The sequence below is a fragment of the Dietzia sp. 111N12-1 genome, assembly GCF_001658045.1.
In the GTDB taxonomy this organism is placed as follows: domain Bacteria; phylum Actinomycetota; class Actinomycetes; order Mycobacteriales; family Mycobacteriaceae; genus Dietzia; species Dietzia kunjamensis.
Genome location: NZ_LSSV01000030.1, coordinates 23,373 through 35,339 on the forward strand (window position 1 = coordinate 23,373; position 11,967 = coordinate 35,339).

General features: G+C 70.6%; 11 protein-coding genes. 3 read left to right on the plus strand and 8 right to left on the minus strand.

The annotated features are described in order from the left end of the window. Positions 1-47 precede the first annotated feature (47 nt). Positions 48-1,451: a class II fumarate hydratase gene (locus tag AYO52_RS07925; protein ID WP_067715607.1), complete on the plus strand. Its 1,404-nt coding sequence runs from the start codon at positions 48-50 to the stop codon at positions 1,449-1,451. Between the two features lie 88 nt (positions 1,452-1,539). On the opposite strand, the gene AYO52_RS07930 is transcribed toward AYO52_RS07925, so the two are convergent. The 5 genes from AYO52_RS07930 to AYO52_RS07950 all read right to left on the minus strand — a co-directional run bounded on the left by AYO52_RS07930 (position 1,540) and on the right by AYO52_RS07950 (position 6,716). Then, positions 1,540-2,163 (minus strand): LGFP repeat-containing protein, encoded by a 624-nt coding sequence (locus AYO52_RS07930; protein ID WP_067715610.1) that lies wholly within the window; start codon positions 2,161-2,163, stop codon positions 1,540-1,542. Between the two features lie 86 nt (positions 2,164-2,249). Beyond that, positions 2,250-3,605, minus strand: coding sequence for a PhoH family protein (locus AYO52_RS07935; protein WP_067715613.1), 1,356 nt, complete (start codon positions 3,603-3,605; stop codon positions 2,250-2,252). 222 nt (positions 3,606-3,827) lie between these two features. After that, positions 3,828-5,066, minus strand: coding sequence for an acetyl-CoA C-acetyltransferase (locus AYO52_RS07940; RefSeq protein ID WP_067715616.1), 1,239 nt, complete (start codon positions 5,064-5,066; stop codon positions 3,828-3,830). Between the two features lie 29 nt (positions 5,067-5,095). Then, positions 5,096-5,548, minus strand: a complete 453-nt coding sequence (locus tag AYO52_RS07945) for a MaoC family dehydratase (protein WP_067715619.1) — start codon at positions 5,546-5,548, stop codon at positions 5,096-5,098. 13 nt (positions 5,549-5,561) lie between these two features. After that, positions 5,562-6,716: an acyl-CoA dehydrogenase family protein gene (locus tag AYO52_RS07950; protein WP_067715707.1), complete on the minus strand. Its 1,155-nt coding sequence runs from the start codon at positions 6,714-6,716 to the stop codon at positions 5,562-5,564. Between the two features lie 182 nt (positions 6,717-6,898). Here AYO52_RS07950 and AYO52_RS07955 point away from each other — a divergent pair, with 182 nt between their 5' ends. Both AYO52_RS07955 and AYO52_RS07960 read left to right on the plus strand, forming a co-directional pair. Further along, on the plus strand, positions 6,899-7,915 hold the full coding sequence (locus tag AYO52_RS07955) for a MaoC family dehydratase (protein WP_067715621.1): 1,017 nt from the start codon (positions 6,899-6,901) through the stop codon (positions 7,913-7,915). A gap of 26 nt (positions 7,916-7,941) precedes the next feature. After that, entirely contained in the window at positions 7,942-8,700 is a 759-nt protein-coding gene (locus AYO52_RS07960) for a FadR/GntR family transcriptional regulator (protein WP_067715625.1), read from the plus strand. A 19-nt stretch (positions 8,701-8,719) separates the two neighbouring features. On the opposite strand, the gene fabG is transcribed toward AYO52_RS07960, so the two are convergent. Genes fabG through AYO52_RS07975 form a run of 3 tightly spaced genes read right to left on the minus strand, consistent with a single transcriptional unit; the run spans position 8,720 to position 11,857 of the window. After that, a complete protein-coding gene (fabG, locus tag AYO52_RS07965) occupies positions 8,720-9,460 on the minus strand; it encodes a 3-oxoacyl-ACP reductase FabG (RefSeq protein ID WP_067715628.1) in 741 nt (246 codons plus the stop codon). Next, positions 9,447-10,628, minus strand: a complete 1,182-nt coding sequence (locus tag AYO52_RS07970) for a CaiB/BaiF CoA-transferase family protein (RefSeq protein WP_067715631.1) — start codon at positions 10,626-10,628, stop codon at positions 9,447-9,449. Before AYO52_RS07970 ends, fabG begins: the two co-directional genes overlap by 14 nt. After that, positions 10,625-11,857, minus strand: a complete 1,233-nt coding sequence (locus AYO52_RS07975) for an acyl-CoA dehydrogenase family protein (RefSeq protein ID WP_067715634.1) — start codon at positions 11,855-11,857, stop codon at positions 10,625-10,627. Before AYO52_RS07975 ends, AYO52_RS07970 begins: the two co-directional genes overlap by 4 nt. Positions 11,858-11,967 lie beyond the last annotated feature (110 nt).

The window sequence follows — 11,967 nt, forward strand, 5'->3', positions numbered from 1 at the left end:
CTTCCGTCCTCCTGCACGGTGCGGCGGGCGCGCCTAGTCTGACCGGTATGGCCGATCAAACTGAATTCCGTATCGAACACGACACGATGGGCGAGGTCCGGGTCCCCGTCGACGCTCTCTGGCGGGCACAGACCCAGCGTGCCGTCGAGAACTTCCCCGTCTCGGGCAGCGGGCTCGAACGAGCGCAGATCCGCGCGCTCGGTCTGCTCAAGTCCGCCTGTGCGACGGTCAACGGTCGGCTGGGACTGCTCGACCGGGACAAGGTCGACGCGATCGTCGCCGCAGCCGGCCGCATCGCCGAGGGTGAACTGGACGAGCACTTCCCCGTCGACGTGTTCCAGACCGGCTCGGGCACGAGTTCCAACATGAACACCAACGAGGTCATCGCCTCGCTCTGCGCGGCAGAGGGCGTCACCGTGCACCCCAACGACGACGTGAACATGTCACAGTCGTCCAATGACACCTTCCCGACGGCGACCCACGTCGCGGCCACGGAGGTCGTGATCGCCGATCTCGTGCCCGCGCTGAACACCCTCGCCGAGTCCTTCGAGACCAAGGCCGGTCAGTGGCGCGAGGTGGTCAAGCCCGGGCGCACCCACCTGATGGACGCCGTGCCGGTGACGCTCGGACAGGAGTTCGCCGGCTACGCCCGGCAGATCCGCGCCGGGGTCGAGCGCGTCTGCGGGACGCTGCCCCGTGTCGGCGAGTTGCCGATCGGTGGAACCGCCGCCGGAACGGGCCTCAACGCCCCCGACGGCTTCGGCTCCGCTGTGGTCGAGGAGCTGCGCTCCCTCACCGGTCTGGAGGAGCTCCGTCTGGCGGCGGATCCGTTCGAGGCCCAAGCCGCCCGCGACGGCCTTGTCGAGCTGTCCGGGGCCCTGCGTTCCGTCGCCGTCTCGCTCACCAAGATCGCGAACGACATCCGGTGGATGGGGTCGGGCCCCATGACCGGGCTGTCGGAGATCCACCTTCCGGACCTGCAGCCGGGGTCGTCGATAATGCCCGGCAAGGTCAACCCGGTGCTGTGTGAGACGGTCGCGCAGGTCGCCGCGCAGGTCGTGGGGAACGACGCGGCCGTGGCGTGGGCCGGTGCGAGCGGCGCCTTCGAGCTCAACACCGCGATCCCGGTGATGGCGCGCAACGTGCTCGAGTCGGTCCGGATCCTCGCGAACTCGTCCACGCTGTTCGCCGAGCGCTGCATCGACGGGATCGAGCCGGACACCGATCGCATGCGACGGCTCGCCGAGTCCTCCCCCTCGATCGTCACGCCGCTGAACTCGGCGATCGGCTACGAGGAGGCCGCCCGGGTCGCCAAGCACGCCCTCGCCGAGGGGATCACCATCCGCGAGGCCGTCATCGCGCTCGGCTTCGTCCCCGATCCACTGTCCGAGTCCGAGCTCGACCGGCGCCTCGACGTCCTGGGGATGACGGGTCTCGACCGCGAGCGCTGACCCGACGGTCTCGCCATGAGTGCGTACCGCGATGTGCGCCGCGGCCCGGGCTCGGCGCGCCCGGCCCGCGGCGCGTCGCGTTCCGGGGTCAGCCGGAGTGCTCGACCACCCGGATGGCCTGGTCCTCGAGGCGGATCTGTCCGCGTTGGAAGTCCGAGTAGATGACCTCGCCCTCGGCGATCTCGTCGCTCACCGGCCACCCCAACCGACCGGCAGGTCCACCGTTGTCGCGGTAGGTGGCGAGGATCTGCCCGCGGACGATCTGCGCACCGGTCTGCGGTGACCAGAAGATGGCCCCGTCGGCGAAGTCCTGCTTCTTGCCACCCTCGAGCGCCTCTGCCGGGGCGACCGGGGCCCCGAGCGCGAGCGGGGTCTCCTTGGCGTCGTCGTAACGGCGATAAATGGCCATGTTCGTGAGGAACTCCTCCTCGCCGATCTTCACCACGATCGGGTCGTCCGCATCGGCCCCCGCGGCGGGAGCGGCCGCGCCCGGGTCCGCGCCGGTCTGGCCCGCACCGACCTGGCCCGCACCGACCTGGCCCGTACCGACCTGGCCCGTACCGACCTGGTCCGCAGCGCCCTGGTCCGTAGCGGTCTGGGACTGCGCCTCGGCCGGCATCCCGCCCGGGATCTGCTCGCCACACGCGGCCAACCCCAGGACGCAGGCGGTGAGCAGCCAGAGCGCGGGCGCCGGCGACGAGCGTCGGGACATGGGAGACCTCCGATACGGCATGCTTGATGCGGGCCCGGGCTCGCTCGCCCGGACCCGCATCATCCCACGGTCGCCGGAGCCTGCAGTCAGGCGGCGTGGATGCGTCGCAGCTCCCCGGAAGCTCCCTCGGGGTGGAATTCCTCCAGCATCGTGGTGACGAGTTCGGCGATGGCGGAACGCTCCGAGCGGTTGAGGGTGACGTGGGCGAACAGTGGGTGCCCCTTGAGCTTCTCCACCACGGCCTGGATGCCGTCGTGCCGACCGACACGGAGGTTGTCCCGCTGGGCCACGTCGTGGGTGAGGACGACCCGCGACCCGGTCCCCAGCCGCGAGAGCACGGTGAGCAGCACGTTCCGCTCGAGCGACTGCGCCTCGTCGACTATCACGAACGAGTCGTGCAGGCTCCTGCCGCGGATGTGGGTCAGCGGCAGCACCTCGAGGATGTCCCGGTCCATGACCTCGTCGATGACGTTCTCGCTGACCAGTCCCTCGAGGGTGTCGAACACGGCCTGGGACCACGGCGACATCTTCTCCGACTCGCTGCCGGGCAGGTACCCCAGTTCCTGCCCGCCCACGGCGTACAGCGGGCGGAACACGACGATCTTGCGGTGACGACGCCGCTCCAGGACCGACTCGAGGCCCGCGCACAGCGCCAGCGCCGATTTGCCGGTGCCCGCCCGGCCGCCGAGGGAGACGATCCCGATCGACTCGTCCAGCAGGCAGTCGATCGCAATGCGCTGCTCAGCCGAGCGGCCGCGCAGGCCGAAGACCTCGACGTCGCCGCGGACCAGCCGGAGCCCGCCGTCGTCGGCGACGCGCGCCAGAGCCGACGACGACTCGGTCTGGACGCGGACGCCGCAGTGCACCGGGGTCCCGCTCTCCAGTCCCGCGGCCCGGGCTGCGAGGCCCGACGCGCGGCCCTCCGAGAACAGGGTGTCGACGAGGTCCTGGGTGGCCGGCAGGTCGGCGACCCCGCTGTACCCGGTCAGCACGACGTCCTGGGCGTGGTACTCGTCGGCCGGCAGGCCCACCGAACCCGCCTTGACCCGCAGGGGGACGTCCTTGGACACGAGCACGGTGTCGGCGCCCTCGGCCCGCAGATTGAGCGCACACGCCAGGATCCGGGAGTCGTTGCCGGTGTCACGGAATCCGGACGGCAGCACCGCCTGGTCGGTGTGGTTGAGCTCGACCCGCAGGGTGCCGCCGACGTCGGTGACGGTGATGTCGCCGTCGAGGCGCCCGTGCCGCAGCCGCAGGTCCTCGAGCAGCCGGAGGGCCTCCCGCGCGAAGTAGCCCAGCTCGGGATGATTGCGTTTGCCCTCCAGCTCGCTGATGACCGCGATGGGGAGCACCACGCGGTGCTCGGCGAAGCGGGTGACGGCCCACGGGTCGGACAGCAGAACCGAGGTGTCGAGGACGTAGGTACGTACGGTGTCGGTCACGGCGCGCTCCTCGCCCGCGGCACCCGCGAGCGTGTTGGGTTGGACCGGCCGGCCCAGGTCACCTGGTGGTGACGGGGCCGGGTGCCGGCCCCCTCCCGATCGAGACAGACGATCATCGGCTGGGACCTCCCGACGGTCGGCTTCCCCACCGACCGTTGCCGATGACGCTACGCCCGAATCACATCCCTGTAGTTAAGTCTGGGTGAAATATCAGGTGACCCGTCACGCCACCCGCTCGAAGGCCGCCGCCAGCCCCTGCCCACCGCCGAGGCACATCGTCTCCAGGGCGAGCCGGCCCTCCCGGCGCGCCAGTTCGCGCGCCATGGTGGTGAGGATGCGCGTACCGGTGGCCCCGACGGGATGCCCGAGCGAGATGCCGGATCCGTGGACATTGAGCCGCTCGCGGTCGGCGGCGGTGAACCCGTGGTCCGACTCCCACTCCCGCAGGCACGCCAGCACCTGCGCGGCGAACGCCTCGTTGAGTTCGATGAGGTCGAAGTCCGCCAGCCGCAGGTCGAGTTGCCGGAGTAACCGGGCCGTCGCGGGGACGGGGCCGATGCCCATCCGCGCGGGGTGGACGCCGGTCACCGCCCAGCCGAGCGGACGGACGTAGGCGCGCAGCCCCAGCTCCTCCGCGCGACCGCGGGTGGTCACCACGCACACCGCCGCGCCGTCGTTCTCCCCCGACGCGTTGCCGGCCGTCACCGTCGCGTCGGGGTCGACGCGGAGGCGGACGGGGCGCAGTGCGGCGAGGGAGTCGGCCGTGACGCCTCGCCGGGGGTGTTCGTCGGTGTCGACGACGACGAGCTCTCCCTTCCGCTGAGGGACCTGCACCTGCACGATCTCCTCGTCGAACACCCCCGAGTCCTGGGCGGCGATCGCGCGCCGCTGGCTCTCGGCCGCCAGTTCGTCCTGCTCCGTCCGGGAGATGGAGTACTCCGCGCGGAGGTTCTCGGCGGTCTCGAGCATGCCGCCCGCCACCGGGTGGTCGCGGCCGCCGGAGGTCACCCGGCCACGAGCGATGCGGTCGATGAACTCGACCCGGTCGCTGCGGACCCCGCCGCGCAGACCCAGGGAGTAGAACTCACTGTTCGACATCGACTCCGCGCCACCGGCGATCACCACCTCGCTCACGCCGACGGCGACCTGCATCGCCGCGTTGAGCACGGCCTGAAGTCCCGATCCGCAGCGGCGGTCGATCTGGATCCCCGGCGTGCTGATGTCGAGCCCGGCATCGAGTGCCGCCACCCGCCCGATCGCGGGCGCCTCACCGTTGGGGTAGCACTGGCCCAGGATCACGTCGTCGATGTCCGTCGTTCCGAGGCCGGTGCGGTCGACGAGTCCGGCGATCGCGACCGCGGCGAGGTCGGCGGCCTGCAGTGGCGCCAGGACACCGCCCCGGCGGCCCACCGCGGTCCGCACGGGTTCACAGATCACCACGTCGGCCAGCGCCTCGGCCATCCTGGATCCGGGCCCCGGCGCCTGTCGCCTCACTCGACCATCATCCGCACGGTCTCGGCCACGACCGCCGACCGGTCGGAGCCCTCGACCTCGACGGTCACCAGACTGTTGAGTTGCACCCCCGACGACTTCCGCTGGAGCGACGTCAACTCGATCCCCGCACGGATCCGTGACCCGACCGGTACCGGGGCGGGGAACCGCACCTTGTCGACCCCGTAGTTGATCATCATGGCGAAGCCCCGGATCTCCATGACCTCGGCGCCGAGCACTGGCAACAGCGACAGGGTGAGGTACCCGTGCGCGATGGTGCGGCCGTACGGTCCCTCGGCCGCCCGCGCCGGGTCGACGTGGATCCACTGGTGGTCCCCGGTGGCCTCCGCGAACGCGTCGATGCGCTCCTGGGTAATCTCCATCCAGTCGCTGTACCCGACATGCCGGCCGAGCTCGGCCTCGAGCTGCTCCAGCCCCTCGAACACCTTCATGACAGTCCTCTCCTCATTCCAACCCGCCACGTGCCACCAGTTGCGATGCGATGACGTTGCGCTGGATCTCGTTGGTCCCCTCGCCCACGATCATGAGCGGGGCGTCGCGGAAGTACCGCTCGATGTCGTACTCCGTGGAGTACCCGTAGCCGCCGTGGATCCGGACGGCGTCGAGCGCGATCTCCATCCCCACCTCGGAGGCGAAGAGCTTGGCCATCCCCGCCTCCATGTCGCAGCGCTCGCCGGCGTCGGCCTTCTCGGCGGCGAACAGGGTGAGCTGGCGGGCGGCGGTGAGCTTGGTGGCCATGTCGGCCAGGTGATGCCCGACGGCCTGGTGCTTCCAGATGGGTTGTCCGAAGGATTCGCGTTGCTGCGCGTACGCGAGGGAGTCCTCGAGCGCCGCGGCCGCGACGCCCAGCGCGCGGCAGGCCACCTGGATCCGGCCGGTCTCCAGGCCCTTCATCATCTGCGCGAAGCCCCTACCCGGTTCTGCTCCGAGGATTCGGGAGGCGGGGGTGCGGTACCCGTCGAAGGCGAGTTCGCAGGTCTCGACTCCCTTGTACCCGAGTTTGGACAGATCCCTGGAGACCGTCAGTCCGGGACCGTGCTCGACCAGGACGATCGAGATGCCCTTGTGTGTGGGCGTCGCGGACGGATCGGTCTTGCACAGCAGCGCGATGAGGCCGGAGCGTCGCGCGTTGGAGATCCACGTCTTGGTGCCCGTGATCACGAGCTCCTCGCCCTGAGTCGTGGCGGTGGTGGTCATCGCCTGGAGATCGGATCCCCCGCCGGGCTCCGTCAGCGCCATGGTGGCCCGAATCTCACCGGTCGCCAACCGGGGAAGGTAGGTGGCTTTCTGCTCCTCGGTGCCGAACTCGGCGAGCAGTGTGGCGACCACGGTGTGCCCGCCCATGGCGCCGGCGAGTGACATCCACCCGCGGGCGAGTTCCTCGGTGACCCGCACGTAGCACGGCATCGAGACCGGCGTCCCCCCGAATTCCTCGGGCACCGCCAAGCCGTAGATGCCGATCGCCTTCATCTGCTCGATCCAGCGTTCGGGGTACTCGTTCGCGTGTTCCATCTCGCGCACGGACGGCTTGACCTCGCGATCGATGAACCGACGCACGGTCGCGACGAGGTAGGCCTCGTCATCGTTCAGGTCCGGCACGCAGAACACCTCGTCGTCGTCGTCACTTCGATCCGCCGGTCAGGCGGGCTCCGGACCTCATCGTCGCAACGCACCGCCCAATAGTCAATAATGATGCGCATGGTTTTATGTAGAGTGTGAACGGTCAGCCGTCGGGCGCGCTGCCGCGCGACGCACGCCACCCGCGCCGGAAGGAGGCCGCGATGACCGGGAACCCCTCCCCGCAGGGGCCCGTCGTGGAGATCGGCGGCCCCTACTTCGACCAGCTCGAGGTGGGACAGGTCGTCGACACGGCCCCCGCGGTCACCCTGACCGACGGGCTGGCGGCCGCGCACCAGGCCGTCCTCGGCGACCGCCTGCGCCTTCCCCTGGACCGCCACCTGTCCCACGCGGTCACCGGCGTCGCGGTGGCGCACCCCGGGCTGGTGACCGACATCGCGATCGGTCAGTCCACCGTGGTGACCCACCGGGTGAAGGCCAACCTGTTCTATCGGGGCCTGCGCCTACTCACGGCTCCCCGGATCGGTGACACCCTCTCGACGCGGACCGAGGTGGTCGGTCTCAGGACCAACTCCCCCAGACCCGGCCGCGCGGCCACCGGGCTGGCCGCACTCCGGATCACCACCACCGACCAGGACCGCCGGACCGTCCTGGACTTCCACCGCTGCGCGATGCTGCCGCTGTCGCCGGGTGTCGATCCCGGGTCCTGCGTCCACGACGACGACCTGTCGGCCATCGGCGGGGACCACCGGCAGCCGTGGGCGACGCCGCAGGGCTGGGACCTCGACGCCTACCGAGCCGCGCTCCCGCGCGGACTCACGCCGATCCCCGCGGCCGGCACCGTCCTGCGCGCCGGCGCCGACGTGGTGTCCGACGCGCCGGAGCTGGCGCGACTGACCATGAACATCGCTGAGACCCATCACGACGGCCGCGCCTCGGGCTCCGGTCGGTTGGTCTACGGCGGCCACACCATCGGACTCGCGCTCTCGCAGGCCACGCGCGCCCTGCCGTCCATGCTCACGGTGCTCGGGTGGCACTCGTGCGATCACGTCGGCCCGGTCCGCGAGGGCGACACCCTGAGCAGCGACATCGTGGTGGGCGCTGCGGTGGAGGCGGCAGGCGGTGGCACGGCGCTCGACCTCCGGTCGCTCGTGACCGCGCACCGGCAGGACGGCGACGCGCCCGTCCTGGACTGGACCTACACCGTGCTCATGCCCTGAGCCGGGAGACGGGGATGATGGTTGTCATGAGTTCAGGCAGCGGCGGCGGTCGCCCGGGGGTCGGCAGGCCCAAGAAGACGGCCCTGCTCGTCGCCCAGCAGATCGTCGAGGACATCTCCCGCCGCGGGAACACCGTCGGCGACCGGCTGCCCCCCGAGCACCTCATGTTGGAGGAGTACGGGGTCGGGCGCGGCACCCTCCGGGAATCGCTGCGCTACCTGGAGCTCCAGGGCGTCATCATGCTCAAGCCCGGCCCGGGCGGCGGCCCGGTCGTGCAGCAGCCCGACGGCGGCACCCTCGCCGCCACCCTGAGCCTGCTCCTGCAGTTCGAGAACGCCCCGTTCTCGACGATCATGGAGGTCCGCGCGGCCCTCGAGCCGGGTATCGCGCGACTGGCCACCACGCGGATCGACGACGCCGGTCTGGAACGACTCGCGGAGAACCTGCGTCAGACCCGGGACCGACTGGGCGACCCGGCGGCCTTCTCGGCCCACTCCGAGCTGTTTCACGAACTCATCGCCTGGAGCTCCGGCAACGCCCTCTTCGGGTATCTCTTCGACGCGCTGACGGGCCTCATCGCCGGCGCCTCGATGGGGATCAGCTACCCGAAGCGCCAGCGCGAACTGACCTGCGACATCCACGGGGACATCTACGCCGCGATCGCCGATCGCGACGCGGACACCGCCTCCCGGCTGATGTCCGTGCACATCGACGAGCACACCACGTACCTCGAGAAGCGGTTCCACTCCGAGCTCGCCCAGCCGATCCGCTGGGACCTCGGCTGAGCGGCCCGGTCCCGCACACTCAGATGTGCCGCCCGCCCGTGATCTCCAGGACGGTGCCGGTCATGTAACTCGACATGTCGCTGGCGAGGAACAGCACCACCTGCGCGACCTCGCTCGGCTCGGCTGCGCGCCCCATGGGGATCTCGGCCAACTTCTCCTCCCAGACGTGCTCGGGCATGGCCAGCGTCATGGCGGTGCGGATGAGCCCCGGCTGGACCGCGTTGACGCGCACCCCCGCGAACGCCACCTCCTTGGCCGCCGCCTTGGTGAGCCCCACGATCCCGGCCTTGGCTGCGGAGTAGTTGGTCTGGCCGACGAGACCGACCTTGCCGGAGATCGACGAGAGGTTGACGATCGCCCCTCCCCCGTGCCCGCGCATCCGGCCGGCGGCGGCGCGGGTGCCGTTCCACGTGCCCTTGAGGTGGATGGCGATGATGTCGTCGAACTGCTGCTCGGTCATCTTGCGCATGGTCGCGTCACGGGTGATGCCCGCGTTGTTGACGAACACCCCCAGCGGCCCGAACGCCTCCTCGGCCACGTCGATCATCGCCTCGACCGCCGCTCCGTCCCGGACGTCGCAGTGGACGTAGCGCGCGGTGTCCTGCCCGCCCAGGTCGGAGACGGCCGCGGCGCCCGCCTCGTCGTCGATGTCGCCGATCACCACCCGCGCGCCCTGGTCGACGAACGTCCGGGCGATCTCCAACCCGATGCCGCGTGCGGCCCCGGTGACGACTGCGGTCTTGCCCTCAAGTAGTCCCATGATGCGTGTCCTCTTCTCGTGCGTTCGCGCCCAGTTCCGCCAGGATCGCGTCGGTGTGCTGCCCCAGTGCGGGAACGGGCCCCATGGGCAGCTCTACATCGGTGAAGGTCATCGGCGGGAGCAGGCCGCGGACCGGGCCCGCGGGCGTCTCGACGTCCCGCCACCGATCCCGCGCCGCGAGCTGCGGGTGGTCGACCAGCCCGGCGACGTCGTTGAGCCGGGCCGCCGGGACGCCGAATTCGTCGAGCCGCCCGGCCAGCTCCACCGAGCCGAACCCCCTGGTCAGGGACCCGATCAGCGCGTCCACCTCGGCCCTCCGGGCGACGCGAGCGATGTTGGTGGCGTACCTTTCGTCGTCGACCAACTCCGGCCGCCCCAACACATCGCGCACCAACGCGGCCCATCCCCGGTCGTTCTGGACGCCGATCAACACCTGCCCGTCGCGGGTCCGGAACGCGTCGTACGGGCAGATCGACGCGTGGGACAGTCCCATCCGCTCGACCTGTCTCCCCGCATACATCCGGGTGTACATGGGGTGGCCCATCCACTCGGCGGTGGCCTCGAACATGGACACCTCGACGGTGGCCCCGCGCCCGGTCCGTTCCCGCCGGAAGAGCGCCGACTGGATCGCCGACAGGGCGTACATCCCGGTGGCGATGTCGGACACCGGGACCCCGGTCTTGGCGGCGGCCTCGGGGGTGCCGGTGATCGAGCACAGCCCGGACTCGGCCTGCACGAGCATGTCGTAGGCCTTGCGGTCCGTGTACGGACCGCCGTCTCCGTAGCCGGAGATGGTGACGACGACGAGGTCCTTCCGTCGCTCACGTAGCGCCGTCGCCCCGAATCCCAACCGGTCCATCGCCCCGGGCGCCAGGTTGCTGATCACCACGTCTGCCCGGTCGACCAGGGCCAGCGCGGTCTCCCTGCCGCCCGGCGAGGCGAGGTCGAGTTCGATCGACTCCTTGCCCCGGCCCAGCCACACGAAGTGGGAGGCCAGCCCGTGCACGGCGTCGTCATAGGCGCGGGCGAAGTCACCCTCCCCCGGGCGTTCGATCTTGATGACGCGCGCGCCGAGGTCGGCCAGGTGCCGGGTGGCCAGGGGCGCGGCGACGGCCTGCTCCACCGCGACCACGGTGATACCCGCCAGCGGAAGGGGCTCGGCGGTCACCGGGGACCCGCGTCCCGCATCGCCCCGCGCACGAGGCCACCGCCGATGATGAGGCGCTGGATCTCGCTCGTGCCCTCGTACAGGCGGAGCAGTCGGACGTCACGGTAGATCCGCTCCACCGCCACGCCCCGCATGTAGCCCGTGCCGCCGTGGATCTGGACCGCCTTGTCCGCGACGTCGGCGACCATCTCGGTGCAGTACAGCTTGGCCACCGAGGGGGCGATCCTGCGGTCCTCGCCGGAGACGTACTTGGCGGCGGCCTCGCGGACGAGGGCACGGCCCGCCATGACGCCGGTCTGCTGGTCGGCGAGCATCCCCTGGACCAGTTGGAACCCGCCGATGGCCTCGCCACCCTGGGTGGTGGTCGCCGCGAAGGCGAGCGACTCGTCGAGCGCCCGCTGCGCCGATCCCACGGCGACGGCGGCGATGTGGATGCGGCCGCGGGCCAGCGAGGTCATCGCCGCCCGGTACCCGGCGTCCTCGTCGCCCCCCACCAGGGCGGTGGCGGGTACGCGCACACCCCGGAAGTCCACCTCGGCGGTCCACGCGCCCTCCTGCCCCATTTTCTTGTCCCTGGGGCCGACACTCACGCCCGGGGCGTCCGCCGGGACGAGGAACACGGCGATCCCCGTCCCGCCGGCATCGGCGGGACGGGTACGTGCGAACACGATGAACAGATCCGCCAGCGGGGCGTTGGTGATGAAACGCTTGGTGCCGTCGATGATCCAGTCACCGCCCTCACTGCCCGCACCGCCGTCTCGCACGGCCTTCGTGGTCAGCCCGGCGGGGTTCGAGCCGGCGCCGTCCTCGGTCAGGGCGAACGAGGCGATGACCTCGCCGGAGGCGATCCGCTCGAGCCATTCAGCCTTCTGGGCGTCGGTGCCGAAGTTCACGAGAACCTGGCCGGCGATCCCGTTGTTGGTTCCGAACAACGACCTCATGGCCAGCGTCGTGTAGCCGAATTCCATCGCCAACTCGACATCCTGGGTCAGGTCGAGGCCCAACCCGCCCCACTGCTGTGGGATCGCGTACCCGAACAAGCCCATGTCGGCCAGGTCTGCACGGATGCCGTCGGGGACCGCGTCGGTGTCGGCGATCTCCCGCTCTCGGGGCACGACCACCGAACGGATGTATTCACGCGTGGTCGCGAGGATGGCCGCGAAGTCTTCCGCGTCGACCTCCGTGTCTGTGTCGACCACGGGGGTCGCGCTGCTCGGCTGCTCGCTCATGGTCTCGCCCCTGTCCGCCGCCGATGAGTGTCGCGGAACACAATCCACGCTGTATGCTTCACACTATTATCAGGATTTGCACCGCGGGGCAACCGGCCCGCCGCACCACC

Excerpts from the sequence above, each read along its gene's own strand:
- AYO52_RS07925 (WP_067715607.1), top strand. The coding sequence starts at position 48 with ATGGCCGATCAAACTGAATTCCGTATCGAACACGACACGATGGGCGAG.
- AYO52_RS07930 (WP_067715610.1), bottom strand. The coding sequence starts at position 2,163 with ATGTCCCGACGCTCGTCGCCGGCGCCCGCGCTCTGGCTGCTCACCGCC.
- AYO52_RS07940 (WP_067715616.1), bottom strand. The coding sequence starts at position 5,066 with ATGGCCGAGGCGCTGGCCGACGTGGTGATCTGTGAACCCGTGCGGACC.
- AYO52_RS07945 (WP_067715619.1), bottom strand. The coding sequence starts at position 5,548 with ATGAAGGTGTTCGAGGGGCTGGAGCAGCTCGAGGCCGAGCTCGGCCGG.
- AYO52_RS07955 (WP_067715621.1), top strand. The coding sequence starts at position 6,899 with ATGACCGGGAACCCCTCCCCGCAGGGGCCCGTCGTGGAGATCGGCGGC.
- AYO52_RS07960 (WP_067715625.1), top strand. The coding sequence starts at position 7,942 with ATGAGTTCAGGCAGCGGCGGCGGTCGCCCGGGGGTCGGCAGGCCCAAG.
- fabG (WP_067715628.1), bottom strand. The coding sequence starts at position 9,460 with ATGGGACTACTTGAGGGCAAGACCGCAGTCGTCACCGGGGCCGCACGC.
- AYO52_RS07975 (WP_067715634.1), bottom strand. The coding sequence starts at position 11,857 with ATGAGCGAGCAGCCGAGCAGCGCGACCCCCGTGGTCGACACAGACACG.